Annotated in this window: 17 protein-coding genes; 6 read left to right on the top strand and 11 right to left on the bottom strand. The window is 61.5% G+C overall.

The window, feature by feature from the left end; translation table 11 throughout:
• The first annotated feature begins 14 nt into the window (after positions 1-14).
• Together AB7D48_RS10860 and AB7D48_RS10855 are read left to right on the top strand one after the other, a co-directional pair.
• The gene (locus tag AB7D48_RS10860) at positions 15-767 is read left to right on the top strand and encodes an SDR family NAD(P)-dependent oxidoreductase (protein ID WP_427978893.1); all 753 of its coding nucleotides are present in this window, start codon (positions 15-17) and stop codon (positions 765-767) included.
• A 109-nt stretch (positions 768-876) separates the two neighbouring features.
• Positions 877-2,391: a YifB family Mg chelatase-like AAA ATPase gene (locus AB7D48_RS10855; protein WP_427978815.1), complete on the top strand. Its 1,515-nt coding sequence runs from the start codon at positions 877-879 to the stop codon at positions 2,389-2,391.
• Positions 2,392-2,410: 19 nt separating this feature from the next.
• On the opposite strand, the gene AB7D48_RS10850 is transcribed toward AB7D48_RS10855, so the two are convergent.
• Genes AB7D48_RS10850 through bioB form a run of 3 tightly spaced genes read right to left on the bottom strand, consistent with a single transcriptional unit; the run spans position 2,411 to position 7,631 of the window.
• The gene (locus tag AB7D48_RS10850; RefSeq protein ID WP_427978812.1) at positions 2,411-5,377 is read right to left on the bottom strand and encodes a glycosyltransferase; all 2,967 of its coding nucleotides are present in this window, start codon (positions 5,375-5,377) and stop codon (positions 2,411-2,413) included.
• A 35-nt stretch (positions 5,378-5,412) separates the two neighbouring features.
• Complete coding sequence (locus tag AB7D48_RS10845) at positions 5,413-6,669, bottom strand: adenosylmethionine--8-amino-7-oxononanoate transaminase (protein ID WP_427978809.1); 1,257 nt, start codon at positions 6,667-6,669, stop codon at positions 5,413-5,415.
• Positions 6,669-7,631 carry a biotin synthase BioB gene (bioB, locus tag AB7D48_RS10840; protein WP_427978806.1) on the bottom strand — a complete coding sequence of 321 codons (963 nt, stop codon included), beginning with the start codon at positions 7,629-7,631 and terminating at the stop codon, positions 6,669-6,671. Before bioB ends, AB7D48_RS10845 begins: the two co-directional genes overlap by 1 nt.
• A gap of 92 nt (positions 7,632-7,723) precedes the next feature.
• Here bioB and bioD point away from each other — a divergent pair, with 92 nt between their 5' ends.
• Positions 7,724-8,362, top strand: a complete 639-nt coding sequence (gene bioD, locus AB7D48_RS10835; RefSeq protein ID WP_427978803.1) for a dethiobiotin synthase — start codon at positions 7,724-7,726, stop codon at positions 8,360-8,362.
• Positions 8,363-8,515: 153 nt separating this feature from the next.
• Here the strand turns inward: bioD and argJ are convergent, their stop codons facing one another.
• On the bottom strand, positions 8,516-9,745 hold the full coding sequence (argJ, locus tag AB7D48_RS10830) for a bifunctional glutamate N-acetyltransferase/amino-acid acetyltransferase ArgJ (RefSeq protein ID WP_427978800.1): 1,230 nt from the start codon (positions 9,743-9,745) through the stop codon (positions 8,516-8,518).
• A 17-nt stretch (positions 9,746-9,762) separates the two neighbouring features.
• Entirely contained in the window at positions 9,763-10,668 is a 906-nt protein-coding gene (locus tag AB7D48_RS10825) for a peptidylprolyl isomerase (protein ID WP_427978797.1), read from the bottom strand.
• A gap of 96 nt (positions 10,669-10,764) precedes the next feature.
• Here AB7D48_RS10825 and AB7D48_RS10820 point away from each other — a divergent pair, with 96 nt between their 5' ends.
• Together AB7D48_RS10820 and secA are read left to right on the top strand one after the other, a co-directional pair.
• The gene (locus AB7D48_RS10820) at positions 10,765-11,667 is read left to right on the top strand and encodes a bestrophin family protein (protein WP_427978794.1); all 903 of its coding nucleotides are present in this window, start codon (positions 10,765-10,767) and stop codon (positions 11,665-11,667) included.
• Between the two features lie 83 nt (positions 11,668-11,750).
• On the top strand, positions 11,751-14,459 hold the full coding sequence (gene secA, locus AB7D48_RS10815) for a preprotein translocase subunit SecA (RefSeq protein ID WP_427978791.1): 2,709 nt from the start codon (positions 11,751-11,753) through the stop codon (positions 14,457-14,459).
• 23 nt (positions 14,460-14,482) lie between these two features.
• On the opposite strand, the gene AB7D48_RS10810 is transcribed toward secA, so the two are convergent.
• The 6 genes from AB7D48_RS10810 to hcaE all read right to left on the bottom strand — a co-directional run bounded on the left by AB7D48_RS10810 (position 14,483) and on the right by hcaE (position 19,194).
• Positions 14,483-14,620, bottom strand: a complete 138-nt coding sequence (locus tag AB7D48_RS10810; protein WP_427978788.1) for a hypothetical protein — start codon at positions 14,618-14,620, stop codon at positions 14,483-14,485.
• A gap of 106 nt (positions 14,621-14,726) precedes the next feature.
• Positions 14,727-15,950, bottom strand: a complete 1,224-nt coding sequence (gene hcaD / locus AB7D48_RS10805) for a 3-phenylpropionate/cinnamic acid dioxygenase ferredoxin--NAD(+) reductase subunit (protein WP_427978785.1) — start codon at positions 15,948-15,950, stop codon at positions 14,727-14,729.
• Positions 15,951-16,136: 186 nt separating this feature from the next.
• Positions 16,137-16,949, bottom strand: coding sequence for a 3-phenylpropionate-dihydrodiol/cinnamic acid-dihydrodiol dehydrogenase (gene hcaB / locus AB7D48_RS10800; protein ID WP_427978782.1), 813 nt, complete (start codon positions 16,947-16,949; stop codon positions 16,137-16,139).
• Positions 16,946-17,272 (bottom strand): 3-phenylpropionate/cinnamic acid dioxygenase ferredoxin subunit, encoded by a 327-nt coding sequence (gene hcaC, locus AB7D48_RS10795; protein WP_427978779.1) that lies wholly within the window; start codon positions 17,270-17,272, stop codon positions 16,946-16,948. The genes hcaB and hcaC overlap by 4 nt, the downstream gene beginning before the upstream one ends.
• Positions 17,273-17,288: 16 nt before the next feature.
• The gene (gene hcaF / locus AB7D48_RS10790; protein ID WP_427978776.1) at positions 17,289-17,837 is read right to left on the bottom strand and encodes a 3-phenylpropionate/cinnamic acid dioxygenase subunit beta; all 549 of its coding nucleotides are present in this window, start codon (positions 17,835-17,837) and stop codon (positions 17,289-17,291) included.
• Entirely contained in the window at positions 17,830-19,194 is a 1,365-nt protein-coding gene (gene hcaE / locus AB7D48_RS10785) for a 3-phenylpropionate/cinnamic acid dioxygenase subunit alpha (RefSeq protein ID WP_427978773.1), read from the bottom strand. The genes hcaF and hcaE overlap by 8 nt, the downstream gene beginning before the upstream one ends.
• Positions 19,195-19,327: 133 nt before the next feature.
• Between hcaE and AB7D48_RS10780 the strand changes: the two genes are divergently transcribed.
• A complete protein-coding gene (locus tag AB7D48_RS10780) occupies positions 19,328-20,224 on the top strand; it encodes a LysR substrate-binding domain-containing protein (protein WP_427978770.1) in 897 nt (298 codons plus the stop codon).
• The last annotated feature ends 74 nt before the right edge of the window (positions 20,225-20,298 follow it).

Raw genomic sequence — 20,298 nt, 5'->3', positions numbered from 1 at the left:
AAAGAGAGAGGAAGATCATGAAAACAATTCTGATAACCGGCGCCACCGCCGGGTTCGGCGCCGCCTTCGCTCGGCGCTTCATCAAGGACGGCCATTGCGTTATCGCCACCGGACGGCGCACCGAGCGGCTGGGAGCCTTGAAAAAAGAACTCGGGGGCGATTTGTACATCGCGCCGCTGGACGTGACCGACAAGGACGCCATCGCCGGGTTCATCCCCTCCCTCCCATCGGCCTGGCAGCATATCGACGTGCTGGTGAACAATGCCGGGCTGGCGCTTGGCCTTGGTCCGGCCTGGGAGGCCGAACTCACCGACTGGGACACGATGGTGGCCACCAATGTCACCGGACTGATCCATATGACCCGCGCGGTCCTGCCGCAAATGGTGGAGCGCGATGACGGGCTGATCCTCAATCTCGGCTCCGTGGCCGGCGAATATCCCTACCCAGGCGGACATGTCTATGGCGGCACCAAGGCCTTCGTGCGGCAATTCTCGATGAACCTGCGCGCCGATCTGGTGGGCCGCAATATCCGCGTCACCGATATCGAGCCCGGCATGGTGGATGGCTCGGAATTCTCCCAGGTGCGCTTCGGCGGCGATGAAACCAAGGCCCGCTCGGTCTATCAAGGCACCAAATCACTGAACCCGGACGACATCGCCGAAACCGCCTCATGGCTCGTCTCCCTGCCCAAATACATGAACATCAACCGCATCGAGATGATGCCAACCTGCCAAGCCAGCGGCCCTTTCGCGGTGAAACGCGACTAGTCTGCCGAAGCCGAACGCCAGCGGCGTTGGACAGCGCCATGATGTGCAACGCCTATAGACAATTTTAAATTGTGTTAATAATCTAAAAACCACCATAGGTGGAACGATCATGGGCATCGCGCGCGTCAATTCCTTCGCATTTTCCGGGATCGAGGCACAGCGCGTCGAGATCCAGGTCCAGATTGCCTCTGGCCTGCCGGCTTTTCTCATGGTGGGACTTCCGGACAAGGCCGTGGGCGAAGCGCGGGAGCGTGTGCGCGCGGCGCTGACCTCCATGGGGCTCTCCCTGCCGCCCAAGCGGATCCTGATCAATCTCGCCCCTGCGGACATGCTGAAGGAGGGCAGCCATTTCGACCTGCCGGTGGCGCTGGCGGTGCTGGCCGCCATGGAGGTGCTGCCGGCCGAGGAACTGGCGGACTATGCCGCGCTGGGCGAGCTTTCCCTGGATGGCGGCCTGCACCCCACGGCGGGCGTGCTGCCCGCCGCCATCGCCGCCCAGGGGCGCGGTTGGGGATTGATCTGTCCGGCCGCGCAAGGGCCTGAAGCCAGTTGGGCCGGGGAGTTGAATATCCTTGCCGCCTCCGACCTGATCAGCCTGATCAATCATTTCCGGGGTACACAATTATTGAGCCCCCCGCCCCCCGGCGAGCTTGGCGCGGGCGCGTCCAGCCTGGATCTGGCGGATGTAAAAGGCATGGAAACCGCACGCCGAGCCTTGGAGATCGCCGCGGCGGGCGGGCACAACATGCTGATGATCGGCCCGCCTGGCGGCGGTAAATCCATGCTCGCCGCGCGCCTGCCCGGATTGTTGCCGGACCTCACGCCGCGCCAGGCGCTGGAGGTCAGCATGGTGCATTCCGTGGCGGGCATGCTGGCGAATGGCCGGCTTGTCACCCGCCCCCCCTTCCGCGAACCGCATTTCTCCGCCAGCCCCGCCGCCATCGCGGGGGGCGGCCTGCGCGCCCGGCCAGGAGAAATCTCCCTGGCCCATCGCGGCGTCCTGTTTCTGGATGAGATACCGGAATTCCCCCGCGCCACGCTGGAAGCCCTGCGTGCGCCGATGGAAACCGGCCAGACCACGGTGAGCCGCGCGAGCGCGCATGTCACATATCCGGCGCGCTTCCAGCTCGTGGCGGCGATGAACCCTTGCCGCTGCGGTTATCTGGGAGACGGCGCGCGTGAATGCGGCCGCGCGCCACGCTGCGGGGAAGACTACCAGAACAAGCTCTCCGGCCCGCTGCTGGATCGCATCGACCTGACGGTGGAGGTCTCCCCCCTTTCCCCCAAGGAGCTTGCCTGGGCACCGCCCGGCGACAGCAGCGCCACCGTGGCCGCCCGTGTGGCCCTGGCACGCGAGCGCGCCTTGGACCGTTTCGGGATGGATGGGCCGTCTCGCAACGCCGAAGCCCCTCCGGAGCAACTGCCCACCAGCCATGAGGCGCGCGGCTTTCTGGAGATCGCGGCGGAAAAATTACGGCTATCCGCGCGCGGGCAGATCCGTGCCTTGCGGGTTGGCCGCACCATCGCCGACCTCGCCGGGCAGAAAGAGACCCAGAAGACGCATATCGCCGAAGCGCTGAGCTATAGATACAAAATCCCCAGGCAGGCGATTCTGGAAAAATAGCCGCCCAGCAAGACGCCTCTCAGGCCGGCAGGATCGCCCGGATTTGCCGGCTGAAGGCTTCCGCCCCATGCTCCTCAACGAGTCGCTTCAGCGCGCCCACGCGCAACCGCGTCCACAGCTCCTCGTCGTGATAAAGCCGCGCGATGGCCGCCGCGAACGCGCCGGGCTTGTCGACAGGCACGGCCAGCAGCTCCTCCCCATCGCGCCAGCCCAGTTGTTCAGCCAGCAAGCTGGTAACCACGCAGGGCACCCCCATCGCCGCGGCTTCGTAGATCTTGTAAGGTGTGCCCGCTGCGAAACGTGTCGGCGCCACGAACAGCCGGGCCGTTTCATAAAGCGGCCTAGTCTCGGCGACTTCTCCCAAAAGCCGAACGGCCCCGCCCAGTTCAGCCAGCTCAAGCCCCGCCGCCAGATGCCCCGCCACGTTCAGCACCGGCGGCGTCTGCATCAGCCGGGCCAAAACGGGCTGGATATGATCCGCATAGAAATGCAGCGCATCCTCGTTTGGCGCGCCGGGTTGGTGAATGGCCCCGATGAACAGCAGCCCCTCCCGCGCGGCAAAGGCCGCCTGTGTCGGCTCCGGTACGCGCGAAGTGCCCAGCACCGCCACATTCCGCTGGCCCGCTCCGCGCAGCAACACCGCTTCCGCCTCACTCACGGCCAGGATTTTCAGCGTCTCCGGCAACCCGGCGAACTCCTCCATCAACGCTTTTGCGAAATCGAACGGCTTGCCCGCCAGCGCGGCCTGGGTCGCCTCACGCCGGCTTACCAGCGCCTCGGTATCCAAAATCACCGGCGCCCGCAGCCCGGCCTTGGCCAATGCGCCGCTCACCCGGCGTAGATTATGCGTGCGCGCCACCCAGACCAGGTCGTACAAATCCCGCCGCTCGGCCAGAAACGGCTCCAGCCCCATGAATGCACGGTCATACAGAATCTCCGCGCGTTCCGGCATATCCCCCAGCAGGCTCACCAGCTCGTAAGGCGCGCCATTGAGGGGGAAGACATGCACCTCATACCCCGCCGCATCGAGCGCGTGCACGATGTCATTGGAACGCACGAAGCCCGACCCCAGCCTGCGCAGCGGCACGGTGTCCTCCATGAACAAGAGGCGCTTGCGTCCCGGCCGGGCGCGAGCGCGCGGCAGATTCTGCTCCCCGCTCCGAGGTTGGGCGCGCAGAAACGCCTCATGCTTCGCGCGGAAAATCCGCCGCCCGCGCCGCATCAGCGCCATCGAGGCCTCCGACGTGGCGGCGCTGCCGAATTCCAGATGCTCCAGGGTCACGGCGGGGTCGTACAAAATCCGATAGCCCGCCTTGATCATCCGCGTGCAAAGATCGGCATCCTCGTAATAAGCGGGCATGAAATCCTCGTCGAACCCGCCAAGCCGTTTCACCAGATCCGCGCGGCACAGCAGGAACACCGCCGAGCCGAAATCCACCTCCCGCACGAAATTCGCCTCCGGCGCCAGCGGCGATGCCTCACGCAGATAGCCACTGGCGGTGCCGTCGCTCCAGATGATCGACCCCGCCTCCTGCAAGCGCCCATGGGTCCGCGTGATTTTACCACATACCGCGCCGGTGTCTGTCGCGTCTCGCAGCCGCCGCAACGCCGCCGCCACCGCGCCGTATCCTAGCTCCACATCGTTGTTCAGATAGAGAAGGGCCGGTGCGGCGACATGGGCCAGCGCTTGGTTGCAGGCCTTTAGAAAACCGGGATTTAACCCGTTGCGCAGCAGCACCGCGCCGCGAACATGTTGGCCGATATGGCGGGTTTCATCGACCGAGGCGTTATCCACGAAAATTAGCTGCATCGGCCCCGCGAAATTGCGCCGCAGCGAGGCCAGCCCGCGCATGGTCAGCTCAAAACGGTTATGCGCCACCATGATCACGGCCAGATCCGGCTTGCCCTTATAGGTGAAATCCAGCATCTGCCGGGCAAACAGCGCCAGATCCGCCCGTGCCTTGCGGATGAAGGCTTCGCGCGCGGGGTATTCCTCCAGCGCCTGGACCTGCGCCGGGGGGCTGTAATCCAGCCCCGCCGCCAGCCCCACCAGCCGCAAATGCGCGAAGGCATCGCGCAGCGCTCCGGAATTCAGATCGTCGCGCACGCCACGGTGCATGTCCCGGTAATAGGCCAGATCGATCTCCGCCGCCGGCTGACGCAGCTCGAAACAACCATGCTGGACGAATTGCTGATAGGCGTTGCGATACATTCCCGCCGCGATGGCGGCGGCAATGTCAGGATAACGCCGGCGATAGAAGGCTTCGGAGAATTGCGCCACGGGGTCGAAGGATTCAGGCGAGGGATTGGTAAGGTAGTGATGAATCGCGGCCACGTACCGGCCTTGCAAAATCTCCGCCTTCGCCGCCGGGTGATGCTCCACATACCAGCCCGGATCGAAATAGACCGAAGGCGGCAGCTCATCGCGGCCGGACCCTAGGCAAGCCAGGAAATGCGCATATGGTCCCGGCCCGTCGATTTCACCGTCCGTGACGCCCGAGGTCAGGGCCTGGGCGCGATAATAAGACGCATCGAACAGATAATGCCCGATCCGCCGCTCCCGCTGGCCGGATCTCAGATAATGGTCATAACGCCCGAAACAGCCATGGAGTTCGAGATTCTCCAGCGTCATGTCATCGTAAAGCTCGCCATAGAGCGCATCGTCGAACAGCCAATGCGGTGAGACGCCGCGCCAGCCATGCTGGCAATAATGATCGAACCCGCAAGCATAGCGGCCTGCCCGCACCAGTTCCGCCACATCCGGGTTGCGGCTGAGATAATAAGCCTCGTCGAACAAGGGGGATGGGCTATGGCTCAGCCGCGCGCCCACATGCAGATAATAATCCAACGCCGCCTCCGGCGGCTGCGCCGCGCACAAGGCGCGGGCATCGGCGTAATGATGCAGATACCAGCCCCGGTCGAATACCGCCCAGGCCGGTTTTACCGGGCAGTCTGGTTGCAGAAGCTCTTGAACAGGGCGGGGCATATTACCCGCATAGGTTGCAATTTGTTAATGTCAGGTCAAGCGGCTTCCGACAGAACCTTGTGGATGGCCCCGGTCAGGCGGGACAGATCTTCAGGTGAAATCGTAAAGGAAGGCGTCAGATACACAATGTCCCGGAAGGGGCGTATCCATACCCCTTCTTTCAACAATGTCTGACGCAGGGCAGGCGGGTCTTTGATGCCGTGCATCTGCACCACGCCGATAGCCCCCATCACCCGCACATCCTTCACCCCCGGCAAGTTCCGGCAGGGTTCCAGTTCACGCGCCAATTGCGTGGAAATCGCCGCCACCTGCACCAAGCGCGGCTCGGACTCGAACAGATCGAGCGAGGCATTGGCCGCCGCACAGCCCAGCGCGTGGGCCATGTAAGTGGGCCCATGCATCAAGGCCGTCATTGGGCTGTCCGAGAGAAATGTCTCGAACAGCCGGTCGGTGGCGATGGTCGCGGCCAGCGGGCTGGTGCCGCCGGTCAACGCCTTGGAGAGCGTGACGATATCCGGCATCACCCCGGCTTGCTCGAACGCGAACATCGCGCCGGTACGGCCGAATCCGGTAAAAATCTCATCGAAAATCAACGTCAGCCCATAATGGTCCGCCGCCACGCGCAAGCGTTGCAGCACCTCTGGGCCATGAAACACCATGCCACCAGCCCCCTGCACCAGCGGCTCCACGATGATCGCGGCAAGGGTTTTGTGGTGACGCTCCAGAAAGGCCTCGAACGCGGCGATGCTGGCCGCATCCTTCGGCAGCGGCACCACGGGGTTGTCCGGCAGCAACCCGGTGAACAGGCTGTGCATCCCCTCCTCCGGGTCGCAAATCGCCATCGTGCCGATTGTGTCGCCATGATAGCCGCCGGAAAATGCCAGGATCTTCGTGCGCCCGCGCACCCCCTGATTAAGCCGGGATTGCACGGCGATCTTGATCGCCACCTCCACCGCCACGGAGCCGGAATCGGTGAAGAACACCCGGTTCAAATCCCCCGGCATCAGCGCCGCCAGCCGGGTGGAGAGCCGATAGGCCGGCTCATGCGCCAGCCCGCCGAACATCACATGCGGCATGGCCTCCAACTGCGTCGCCACGGCCCGCCGGATATGCGGGTGGTTATAGCCATGACAGGCTGTCCACCAGCTTGCGATACCGTCGATCAGCTCGCGCCCATCCTCCAGGATGATGCGCGCCCCTTCCGTGCGGGCCACGGCCATCGGCAAGGGGGCCGTCCGCATCTGCGCGTAAGGCAGCCAGACATGGCGCCAGCCTTCTTCCAGCCATGACATCACGCGTGCGCCGGTTGCAGCCCCAGCTTGGAAAACAGCGCCTCGTCGTGCGGCACGGTGGCGTTCTTGGTGGTGAGCAGCTTCTCACCATGGAAAATGGAATTCGCCCCGGCCAGAAAGCAGAGGGCCTGGGCTTCGTCGGTCATTTTCTCACGTCCGGCGGAAAGACGCACATAGCTTCCGGGCATGGTGATGCGCGCGGCGGCAACCACGCGCACGAAATCGATGGGGTCGATCTTCTCGGCCTTCGCCAGCGGTGTGCCCTCCACCGCCACCAAAGCGTTGATGGGCACAGATTCCGGCGGGGTGGGCAGGCTGGCCAGCGTGGCGATCAGCCCGGCGCGATCGCTCTCATCCTCCCCCATGCCGACGATGCCGCCACAGCAGATATTGATGCCGGCATCGCGCACGGCGTCCAGCGTGTCCAGCCGGTCCTGATAGGTGCGGGTGGTGATCACCTTGCCGTAATATTCGGGTGAAGTGTCGAGATTGTGGTTGTAATAATCCAGCCCCGCATCCTTCAGTTTCCGGCTCTGGAAGGGATCGAGCATACCCAGCGTCACGCAGGTTTCCATACCCAGCGCCTTCACCCCCTCGATCATCTGGCAGACAGTGTCGAGGTCATGCTCCTTCGGGCTGCGCCAAGCCGCCCCCATGCAAAAACGCCCGGCCCCTTTTTCCTTGGCGGCGCGGGCCTCGGCCAGCACGGTCTCCACCGCCATCAGCTTCGAGGCCTTGGTGCCGGTTTCATAATCGGCGGCCTGGGGGCAATAGCCGCAATCCTCGGGGCAACCGCCGGTCTTGATGGACAGCAAGGTGGAGATCTGCACCTTCGTGGGGTCGAAATGCTCCCGATGCGCGCTCATCGCCCGGAACATCAGCTCCGGGAAAGGCAGCTCCAGCAGGGCCGCCACATCGGCACGGGTCCAGCGGGGGCGAATCTCGATATGGCTCTCAGGCACCTTGGCAAACTCCAAACGCGGCAATATCGGCCAGACTACCGCCAAGGCCGGGCGGATGGAAGGGCGACACAATCCGCCCTACATAGCGCGTCATGAATAGCTATTTCGTCACCGCCACCGGCACGGATATCGGCAAGACCTTCTGCACCGCCGGGCTGCTGCGCGCCAACCCAACCTTAAGCGCCATCAAACCCCTGCTCTCGGGCTATGAGGAGGAGCAAGCGGAAAGCTCCGATTCCGGGCAATTGCTGGCCGCCATGGGCCGGGAGGCGACCGGGGCGAATATCTCCGCCATCACGCCCTGGCGGTACAAGGCGCCGCTGTCTCCGGACATGGCGGCGGCCCGGGAAGGGCAAAGCATCGATTACGCGGCATTGCTGGGATTCTGCCGGGCAGAGCTGGCAAAGGGGCCAACGCTGATCGAAGGCGCTGGCGGAGCCGCCGTGCCGCTGACACCAACCAAGCTGACCGTGGACTGGATCGCGGATCTTGGTCTGCCGGTGCTGCTGGTCACCGGCAGTTATCTTGGCGGCATCAGCCATTGCATCACCACGGCGGAATTTTTGCTGCGGCGGCACATTTCGATCCATGCGGTTTTGCTGAATGAAAGCCCGCAAGCGCCAGTGCCGGAAGCGCAAACCCAGGCCACGCTGGAACGTTATCTGCCCTGCCGGATTTTTCCCGTGCGGCGCGACGCCGGCGCGGAGGATTTCAGGACGCTGGCATTATAGGCGGATATATACAGCGTCTTTCTGAAGTCGACGGAAAGTGGTGCCGGACCATGAAACCTTGAGCGGCCCCCTAGCCGCCAGAATACTCATGGCCGCGCCCAACCCCTTTTCGTTCCAAGACCGGCTCGATGGCGGGGGGCGAGGGCCTTGCGCTCAGCTCCTATAGGAGCCGTTAATGTCGATATAACCATGGGTTAGATCGCAGGTCCAAACCGTGGCGTGACCGTCCCCCAAGCCGACATCGACCGTGATCTCGATCTCCCGGCCTTGCATATGCTTCACAACCGGGGTTTCGTCATAGCCTGGCACAATGCCGCCGGCCTGCGCCATCCAGACGCCGCCCACGGCCACGCCGAGCTTATCCCGATCCGCCGGCTCGCCCGCCTTGCCCACGGCCATCACGATGCGCCCCCAATTGGCGTCCTCTCCCGCGATGGCGGTTTTCACCAGCGGGGAATTGGCGATGGCCATGCCGATCCGCTTGGCGGAAGCATGGCTCACCGCGCCCTCGACCTTGATGGTGACGAGCTTCTGAGCCCCCTCGCCGTCACGCACCACCATCATCGCCAGTTCGTGCAGCACTTCGTTCAAGGCACGGCGGAAATCCGCGAGCGCGCCGGGGTCTTCGGTTGGCTTATTGCCCGCCTGGCCGGTGGCGAAGAGCAGCACCGTGTCGGAGGTTGAAGTGTCGGAATCGATGGTGACGCAATTGAATGTATTCTCCACCCCCTTGGCCAGCATCGCCTGCAAGGCCGGAGCGGGAATGGCCGCGTCCGTGAAGATAAAGCTCAGCATCGTCGCCATGTCCGGCGCGATCATGCCCGACCCCTTGGCGATGCCGTTGATCCGCACCTCCACCCCGCCCAGCTTAGCGGTACGGGTGGCGCCCTTGGGGAAGGTGTCGGTCGTCAGAATGGCGCTGGCAGCCTCTGCGAAACGGTCCGCCATGAGATCCGCCTTCAGTTCCCCCATCACCGCGACAATTTTTTCAGCCGGCAAGGGTTCGCCGATCACGCCGGTGGAGGCCAGAAACACTTCGCCAGGGCCGGTGCCCAACGTGGCCGCGGCGGCCTTGGCGGTGGTTTCCACCGCGCGCGCCCCGGCCGCGCCGTTGAACACGTTGGCATTGCCCGCATTCACCACCAAGGCGCGGGCAGTGCCGCCGGGCAGCACCTGACGGCACCAGGTGACGGGCGCGCCCGGACATTGATTGCGGGTGAACACACCCGCGACCGTGGTCCCCTCGGCCAGTTCGGCCAGCAGCACGTCCGTGCGCCCCTTGTAACGGATCCCCGCCGCGGCGGTGGCCATGCGAACCCCCGCGATGGGCGGCAGCACCGGCATGGGAAGCGCCAAGGGAGAGACGGGAAGCTGGCCGGCCATGCTGGCTTGCGTCCGGTTTACTTAGCGCTGCTGGAAGACGCCGCGGCCGGCTTTTCCTGCGGCAGCGGTTTACCGTCGGCATCGAAGACCTGGATCTTCACTTGGCCGCGCACCTTGTTCAGCGTATCCTGCACCGCCTGATCGGCCAGCTTCTGGCGAATCTCCTGCTGCACGTCGGCCAGGGCCGGTGTCGGCGCGGTACGATGGCCCTCGCACAGGATCACATGCCAGCCGAACTGGGTATGCACCGGCGTCTTGGTGTACTCGCCCGTCTTCAGCGCGAAAGCGGCGTCGGCGAAGGAGGGCACCATCTCGTCCTTGGAGAACCAGCCCAACTGGCCGCCATTCTTGGCGCCGGGGTCGATGCTGTCCTTCTCGGCGAGCTTGGCGAAATCGGCGCCATTATTGAGCTGCTTGATAATGGCCTCGGCCTCGGCCTCGGTGGAGACCAGAATATGCCGGGCCTCGACCTGCTCTGGCCCCGGCTTGCCGGCATAATTCTGGTTGTAATAAGCCTGCACGGCGGTGTCGGTCACAGCCGCGACCACGGCTTTCTGCACATAGGCGTTTTCAAGCTGAACATTGGCGGCGGCCTTCATGCGCGCGGCCACGGCGGCATCCTTCTCCAGCCCCTCTTTCTGCGCGGCGATCAGCAGCGCCTTACGGTCCACCGCCTGGTTCACCAGCATCGGCAGAAGCTGGTCGGCGGGAAGCTTCTGCATCTGCGGCGGCAGATTCTGCGCGTCGGCCTGGATGTCGCTCAAATGGATCTTGATATTATTGACCGTGGCAACCACCGGGTCGGACGCCGCTGGCGAGGAAGCCTGGGTCTTGTCGGCCGACGGCGCGGTCTGCGCGAAAGCAGCCGGAGCCGCCAGGGCCAGAGAAAGAGCTAGGACGGAAAGCGTGGACAAATGGCGCATCTGTCGAACCTTATTCTGAGATGCGGCTCCTATGGGCCAAAGCCAGGCATCCGGCAAGGCTTGGCCCTTTTCCCGCCCAGGGTGTATGGGCGCGGCATGATCGTCCGTCCCCGCCCGGCCGGCCTCGGCCTGATCTTCGCCATGCGCGGCTCGATCTTGCCCGTGGTCGCCCCCAGACTCGTGGTTATCCTGCTGATTTCCGGCCTCGCGGTCTGGTTGCACCACGTCTGGCCCGGCTATTTCGGGGTGGATAGCGCCGCCCCCTTCACCCTGCTTGGCCTCGGCCTGCCCATTTTTCTCAGCTTCCGGAACAGTGCCTGCTACGACCGCTGGTGGGAAGGGCGCAAGCAGTGGGGAGCGCTGCTGGCCGAATCCCGCAATATATTAAGAAACATCCATGCGCTTTTGCCGGCGGACGATCCTCTGCGCCGTCCCGCGGCACACCGGGTGGGGGCCTTTGCCCATGCGCTGCGCGCGCATTTGCGCGGCAGCCAGGATCCCCCGCCCCGGGACTGGCTGCCCGCGGGCGGCTGGGTCAGACGCACGCATAACCGGCCCGGCACATTGCTGACCGAACTGGCCGAAATATTCGCCGGACGGCTGCGCGAAGGGCAAATCACCGACATCACCTACCGCCTGTTCTCCGACCATTTGTCGGTGATGAGCGACATCCAGGCCGCCTGCGAACGGCTGCGCGCCACCCCCATGCCCTTTGCCTATTCGCTGATGCTGCACCGCACGGTCTGGCTGTTCTGCCTGTTGCTGCCCTTTGGCTTGGTGGACACGCTGGGGCTGGGCACGCCCGTGATCACCGTCGTACTGGCCTATGCTTTCCTGGGGCTGGACGCGCTGGGCGAGGAGTTGGAGGAGCCATTCTCCACCGCCCCCAACGGATTGCCGCTGGATTCGCTGGTCCGCGCCATTGAGATCGCCGTGGCCGAGACGCTGGAAGAGCCCCTGCCCGAACCACTGCGGCCGGAGAATTTCATCCTGCCCTAAAGGCCGGATCATTTGACCCTGCCTGCCCTGGCGACTATGTCAGCCTCAGTCTCTTTACTGTAAGTGCGGATTTCGCCCCAATCATGTTTTCCAGCCTCGCCCGCGCCGTTTTCGGCTCAAGCAACGACCGCGCCCTGAAGAGCTTCAAACGCCGGGTTGCCGCCATCAACGCCCTGGAACCCCAGATGGCGGCGCTGGACGATGCGGCGCTGGCCGCCAAGACCCAGGAGTTCAAGGAGCGTTTTGCAAAAGGCGAAACCCTGGACAGCCTGCTGGAAGAAGCCTTTGCCGTTACCCGTGAGGCCGCCAAGCGCGTGATGGGCATGCGTCATTTCGACGTGCAGCTGATCGGCGGCATGGTGCTGCATGACGGACGGATCGCCGAAATGAAAACCGGCGAGGGTAAGACGCTGGTGGCGACCCTGGCTGTCTATCTCAACGCGCTCACCGGCAAGGGGGTGCATGTCGTCACCGTGAACGATTATCTTGCCACCCGCGACGCACAACAGATGGGGCAGCTCTACGGCTTTCTGGGCCTGAGCACTGGCGTGATCGTCCCCGGCGTGGAAGAGCCCGACCGCCGCGCCGCCTATGAGGCAGACATCACCTACGGCACCAACAACGAGTTCGGCTTCGACTATCTGCGCGACAACATGAAATACCGGCTGGAGGACATGGTCCAGCGGCCTTTCGCCTTCGCCATCGTGGACGAGGTGGACTCCATCCTCATCGACGAGGCCCGCACGCCGCTGATCATCTCCGGCCCCTCCGACGAGCCGACCGCCCTGTACGCCCAGGTGGACGCGGTGGTGAAGACGTTCCTGGCCAAGGGTCAGGTGGCCGAGGACGGCAAGCATGAATATTACGAGAAGGACGAAAAGGCCCGCACGGTGAACATGACCGAGCTGGGCGCCGAAACCGTGGAAGAGATGATGCAATCCGCCGGGCTGCTCACCGGCGGGCTGTACGACCGTGCCAATGTGCCGCTGGTGCATCATGTCCAGCAATCCTTGCGTGCCCGCACCTTGTTCTCCCGCGATGTGGATTACATCGTCCGCGACGGCAAGATTGTCATCATCGACGAGTTCACCGGCCGCATGCTGGAAGGCCGCCGCTATTCCGATGGCCTGCATCAGGCGCTGGAAGCCAAGGAAAACGTGGAGGTCCAGCAGGAAAACCAGACTCTGGCCTCCATCACCTTCCAGAATTATTTCCGCCTCTACCCCAAACTGGCCGGCATGACCGGCACGGCGATGACCGAGGCGGACGAGTTCGAAGAGATCTACAAGCTTTCCGCCGTCGAGATCCCCACCAACCTGCCGGTGGCACGCGACGACCAGGACGATGAGGTCTACCGCACCGCCGCCGAGAAATATGAGGCGGTGGCCAAGCTGATCCAGGAATGCCGGGAGCGCGGCCAGCCCGTGCTGGTCGGCACCACCAGCATCGAGAAGAGCGAGATCATCTCCCGCCTACTCAACGCCAAGGGCATCGAGCACAGCGTGCTGAATGCGCGCTTCCATGAGCAGGAGGCCAAGATCGTCGCCCAGGCGGGCGCGCCGGGGGCCATCACCATCGCCACCAATATGGCTGGGCGCGGCACCGACATCAAACTCGGCGGCAATTATGAGATGCGCTTGGCGCTGGAGCCCGACGCCGACCCGGCCATGCTGCGCGCCGAGATCGACGCCAACCATGGCAAGGTCAAGGAGGCGGGGGGGCTGTTCGTGATCGGCACGGAGCGCCATGAAAGCCGGCGGATCGACAACCAGTTGCGTGGCCGTTCCGGCCGTCAAGGCGACCCTGGCGCCTCGCGCTTCTTCCTGTCGCTGGAAGACGACCTCATGCGCATTTTCGGCTCTGAACGAATGGGCGGGATGCTGCAAAAGCTGGGGTTGAAGGATGGCGAGGCGATCATCCATCCCTGGATCAACAGGGCCCTGGCGAAAGCGCAGAAGAAGGTCGAGATCCGCAATTTCGACATGCGCAAGAACGTGTTGAAGTATGACGACGTGATGAACGACCAGCGCAAGGAGGTTTATGCCCAGCGTCGCGAGTTCATGAAGGCGGACAGCGTTGCCGAGGTCGTGAGCGAAATGCGCAACGACGTCATCGCCGCGATGGTGGAAAACCGCGTGCCGGAGAAAGCCTTCGCCGAGCAATGGCAGACCGCCGAGCTAACCGCCGACGCCAAGCGCGTGCTGGCGCTTGACCTGCCGGTCGAGGATTGGGCGGCGGAAGAAGGTATCGACGAGGTGCATCTGCGTGAGCGGATCGAACAGGCCGCCGCCGAGGCCACCGCCGCCAAGGCCGAGCAGTTCGGCCCGCAACTCGCCGCCTATATCGAAAAATCCGTGCTGCTCCAGACGCTTGACAGCGTCTGGAAGGAACATCTTCTGGCGCTGGATTATCTACGCCAAGGCATTGGGCTTCGCGGTTATGGCCAACGTGACCCGTTGAATGAATATAAGCGCGAGGCCTTCTCCATGTTCGCCGCGATGCTGGATGACCTGAAGGAACGCGTGACGCTGGCACTGGCGCATGTGGCGATCCAGATGCCCTCCGAACCGGAGCCTGAAACCATGCAGGAAACGCACCCCGAGCCGGGCGCGCTGCAAGGGGGACTTGCCCTGACGGAACCGACCATCCGCAATACCGACGCAACGCTGCCCGCTTATGGCGAAACCGGCGTGGACCCGGCCCGGCCGGAAACCTGGAGTGCCACGCCGCGCAACGCCCCCTGCCCCTGCGGCTCGGGCAAGAAATATAAATATTGCCACGGGAAGATGTAAATCATTTCGTTTCACAGCCTTCCCTAAGCCCAACGGTCCAACTCAAGGCTAGACATCTCTGCTTTTGCGGCGGTTTCAAACAAAAACCGGCAGAATTGAATGACATCATTCAACTGCAAGGCGGCAGGCTGGTGCCGCGCCTGCGTGACGATGCGTTTCACGCGCATGTTAGCCTCGGGTCGGGAAAATCCAGCATGATGCGAAGGCGGATTAGCCGCCGCTCAACACGTTCTCCTGAAACGATCGCAACGCAGCCGTTAAGCTGGGCTATGTCAGCGGCTTCAGTTTACGTAAGTCGAGGGTCGTGTCGCATAATAATGCCGGGTCTGGCGAGACGCCCGCCACGATCATCAACTTCGCCAACTTCATGTCACGGCCGTTATTCACCGTCACCGCGCCGGTGACCCGTCCTTCGGTCAAGCCGAACAACATATATTTGCCTCCTGCCGGATCGCCGCGCACGAGCCATTCATCCGCCTCATGTTTGCCCGCGACCTGAAAGTTGATGCCATACTGGTCGGTCCAGTACCAGGGCACCTCGAACGCTCCGCCTTCACCAGTAACCATTGCGCGCCCAGCCAATGCGCCCTGGTGAACGGCATTGGCCCAAGTTTCCTGACGTACCGCCGCCCCCAAAAAAGGCTGGAATTGCCGTGCAATATCGCCCGCGGCAAAAATTTCCTGCACTGAAGAACGGCATAATTCATCCACCAATACACCGTTATCCACCGCAAGCCCAGCTTCGCGGGCCAACCGATCATTGAGCTCCACACCAACGCCATAAAGAATCGACGAGCCAGAAACACCCCGGCCATCCGCCGCATGAAGATGGAACTGGCCGTCAGTTCCGCGCGTGGCCTCTGTCAACTCAACATTCAACTCGAACCTGACACCGTGCTGTTCATGCAGAATCCGCAAGATATTGGCGAGCGGTGGGGGCACGCCGCGCGTCATCAACCGTGACGCACGCTCCAGCACGGTTACAGCCAAGCCAAGTTGGGCGGCGCTGGATGCGGCCTCCAACCCTATGATGCCTCCGCCGACGACAAGCAGATGCCGTCCAGACACCAAGTTTTTTTGCAAGCCCTGGGCATCCCGCAACGTACGCAGAACATGCACGCCCTCGCCCAACGCATCGAGCAATGGATAGTGGCGCGCGGACGAACCTGTGGCCAGCAGCAGCTTATCGTATGACAATGTTTCACCGCTCGCCAGAACAAGGTGACGCGTTGCCGGTTCAATACGCTCAACCAAGGTCCCCAAGCGCGTCTCTATATTATGAGAGTCGTAATAATCAGCGGGGTAGATTGGACATAGACTGGTTCCAGGTGAAAGCAATACGCCTTTGGAGAGCGGTGGACGCTCATAAGGGGCATATGGCTCATCCCCAATAAGGATGACGCGTCCAGCAAACCCGGCGCCACGCATGGCGGCAACGGCGGCGGCGCCGGCGTGGCCGGCTCCGACCACGATATACACAGACTCGCTCATGCGCTCACCGGTTTCACATTGACCGAGGCCGCGCCAGCCAACCGTTCGCCGGTAGTGCGCCGTGTCGAACATACCGTGGCCCAGGCATGAGCATCCTGGTCACCGCGCCTTCTCATTTTGGTGATCGCGATGTCCGTCATCATGGCACAGCAGTCAGTTCAACAGACATATCAGGCTCCAGGGAGATTACAGGGCGAGCCCGCCGGCAACATGGCGAATGCCACGGATGCCGAGTCCACAATCCGCGTTAATCATGACGCCGCTCAGGGTACGATTATCCGTGCGCGAGGCGAGCATTACATAAGGAGCAACAAAATCTTCCGGGGCAGGGAAAAATTGCAACGGCAGAATTGCACGAATGGCCTCAGGCGAACGGGAATCCATGATCCGCATAGTCTCCTGACCAAGCGCCATGGGACCGCGCAGATCGCTGGCCATGCCGCTTGGCGCGACGGCATTCACCCGTACTTTCGGTGCCAGTTCGTAAGCAAGCTGCCGCACCACTCCCACCGCCGCATGTTTGCTGGCAGTGTAAACCGGCCCGCCGCCACCTGGGTAAAAGGCGGCATTGGAGAGGGTAAATATCATTGAACCTTCCGAGGCAATCAGCGCCGGCGCAGCGGCACGCGCACCGAGCAGATAACCTTTCACATTCACATCGAAAATTTCTCTGTAAGCCGCCTCCAGGCATTCCGGCTCCATACCAAGCAAGGACGCATTATGGTCCCAAATCCCGGCATTGCCGATAAATACATCCAGCCGGCCAAACTTCACCAGCGCCTCGTTGACGACGCGCTCATTGTCCGCATAGTTTCGCACATCACCCGCGACAGCCACCACCGCTTCCGGGAAATCCGTTTTCAGTTGCATCACTTTTTCGGGTGAGCGTTCCAACACGCAAAGCTTGGCCCCCTCGGCCACGAAACGCTCTACAATGGCGAGACCAAGGCCGGAGCCACCACCGGTAATAAAAACAACCTGTCCGGCCAGACGGCTCATGCCGCCACCCGTGCCGGCACAAGAACATAAATATTGCCATTGTCGATATTGACCTCAAAAGTAGCAAGATCGACGGTGGCGGGCTGGGTTAGTGCCTTGCCGGTCTTCAGGCAGAATTTCGCGGCATGAATCGGGCACTCCACCGTACAATCATCTTCCACATAACCATCCGATATCGATGCTTCGCCATGTGTGCAGCGATCGGCCAGCGCATAGAATTTTCCATCCTGATTGAAGACCGCGACCACCGGATCGACCTCGACCCTGCGGGCCTCGCCGGGCAACAACTCCGCCACGGCACAAACGAAAATTTTGTCCATCATTCTACTTCGCGTCAGGTTACAGGAAGATCGATATGTTGGCAGTCATCAAGACGAATTCGTCAAGTTCGAGATCGCGTCTTACGACAAGCCAACCATTGCCGTGACGTCGCAGCGTATCGTGCCGCGTACCGTAAAAAGTATGGTGATCACGCGCCTTGGCGGCACGGTGTACGATGTAATTACAAGACAGTTTCACCTCATCATTGTCTTGACCCGTGATACGGACATTAGCAATGAACCGGCGTGTCCGTGATTGCGGTTCCTCGGCCCAGGCCATGCCTGTTTCCAAACGCGCCACACGGCGCTCCAGCGTATATTTGTTGTCGTCAAAGATATAGGTGGTGGGTGGCACAATCCCGCGGCGGCGGTCGCGCGCTTGGGCTAATGTGTTCGTAGAAAGGGTATAGCGTACATCCTCCGACAGAAATTCCAGCCATTCACGGAAGCGGTGCTCATCCTGCAACGCCGCCTCCAGATACAAGAACCGCTCGACCTCATGCTGTAACTCCGGCGAGGTCTTGCACACATTAATGGGAGGATGCGTCTTGACGCTTAGGTCATCCATGGACCAGCTCCTTCTGGTATTCCTTGGTCTGACCTTCGATCTCATCCCAAGTCTCAGAGGTCATCATATCCATCCAACGTTGATAAAAACCGCGCGCCGCCGTTTCAGAAAAGGTATAGTTAGTCAGGCCCGGAATACCGTCTTTACGATATTCCTCGAACCCACGCCCCATCTGCACACAAAAATCCGTCTGCTTGGCTTTGTAGCCGCGCAACACTTTCTGCACTTCAACCCAATTTTCGGAGTCATCTTGTTCCAAGAATCCAGCGGGACCAAATGCACGGGCATGGCTAAGCTGAAGCGCCTCTTTCACTGCGCTCGGAGCGGCTTTATCGGCAATGCAAAATGCCCAGACCTCGATTTGATTTGGTCCCTTGGGATGCCAAACACGTAGGGTCTGTGTGCCGTTCAACCAGGAAAGGGTCGGAAACATGGTGTTATGACCCGCGAGGCGAAGCCCCCGCACGGAACCAAGACGGCGCTCTACTTCCGGATACGTCTCACGGAAATATTCAGAAACCTCCCCGCCAACCCACACATTCGCATCTGGTTTCTCCGTAAAAAAGAAGGCGCTGCCATGGCCGTTCTCGGAAAATTGCACGCCGCCGAGACCATTCGCCCAGGCCGGACGCTGCGTTTGGCCATCGCCCAACGGCTTGCCCTCAGACTTGTTTTCCGGCGTGGGCGTCAACACCTGAATGGCGGAGCCATGCGTGTAAGGCGCGTGATATTGGTCCGAGCAGAACTGCTCGGCGGCGAATTTCCAATTACAATCGATAACCCATTTATGGATTCCCCCAACAACTTCCGTACCATTTTCGCGACGGTCAAGGAAGCCATCCATGTACCAGGCCATATCGCCCAAATACTCTTCCAACGAAGGGGCGGTTTCATCCCAATTGCCAAAAATCAACCCCTTATAAATGGCCAAACGTGGCACCCGGATCAGGCCCCATTTTGATTTATCTAGGTTTTTTCGATACGCTTCCTGTTCCAAAGGCACAACGGCGAGCCCGCCTTCCAGGCCGTAACCCCAACCATGATAGGGACATGTGAACGCGCGGGTATTGCCGGAATCCGAGTGACAAAGCTTCATGCCACGATGGCGGCATTGATTGAGGAAAGCGGCGATGGAACCGTCTTTCTGCCTAATTACGATAACAGGATCTTCTCCCATATAGGTCGTAAAGAAATCACCAGCCTTGGGCATCTGTGATTCATGCGCCAGAAACAGCCAGGACCTGCCAAAGATACGTTCCAGTTCCAGATCATAGATCTCCTGGTCGGCATAAATCGCAGGCTTCAATGTCCCGTTATGGATATCAACGAACCGCCTGACATTGAGCTTGTCATCCATATGCTTTTTCCTCCACAAACCGGCCGTCTATTCTGGGAGCGGCCATGATCGAAGAGTTTCGTATCAATTGAACATGGTGAAGTGAAATATTTTGCAGCTTGTTCAGAAATAGATTTTACGTCTAATTTTCCGCATGGAACTTCGCCATCTCCGCTATTTCATCGCCGTCGCCGAGGAGCTAAGCTTTACGCGTGCCGCACAACGCCTGAATACCGCCCAACCATCGCTCAGCCAGCAGATCCAAGATTTGGAACGCGAAGTCGGCACACCGCTGCTCACCCGGACCAAACGCAATGTGGCGCTGACCGTGGCAGGACATGCTTTTCTAGACGCGGCACGCCTTACCTTGGCTCAAGCCCATAACGCCGTGGCCAATGCGCGGCGAGCCGCTGATCTGGAAGGGCATAAATTGACGGTTGGTTTCGTTCCGGCTGCTGAAATTAAGATATTTCCCGGCGTCCTCACGCTTCTGCGCGAGAGCTTTCCAAACCTGAACCTGCAACTACAGGCGCTTACCTCTCTGGAACAGCGCGTGGCACTGATACGCGGCGACATCGATATTGCCTTCATGCGCCAGCCCCTCAATGAGCCAGGACTGATGACAAAAACCGTACTCTCCGAGCAGGTTGTCGCCGTGCTGCCTGCCGACCACCCCTTGGCCAGCCAAGAAGAAATAAATCTTCATGAGCTTGCCTCAACACCTTTTTTGGAAATTTCTCCCCTGCATGGAGGACAGTTATTCGACACCATTCACGAGCATTTACGGGAAACAGGCTTGACGCTGAAAACTGTCCAGCAAGTGAAGAACGTTCTTACCTTATTTACCCTGATTGGGCTCGGGGTCGGATTCTCACTGATGCCCGATTATGCAGAGAGCCTGCTGTTTCGAAACGTCACCACAAGACGGCTAACGGGCAAGCCGATCGAGGTTGATCTCATCATGGCTTGGCGCGAGGACAATCAATCTTCCGAGGCTGCGCAGTTTTGTTCGTTGGTGAACTCATTCGCGACGAGTTATAATCGGTCCTGACCCGAAACGTGGCAACGGGCAATCGGCTGAAGCACCGCCTCACCGTCGCGACTCCGCAGTGGAACCGGCCCATC

The organism is Acidocella sp. (assembly GCF_050253495.1).
Lineage (GTDB): Bacteria > Pseudomonadota > Alphaproteobacteria > Acetobacterales > Acetobacteraceae > Acidocella.
The sequence above is the reverse complement of the archived record's forward strand: the minus strand, read 5'-3'. Positions and strand labels throughout refer to the sequence as shown.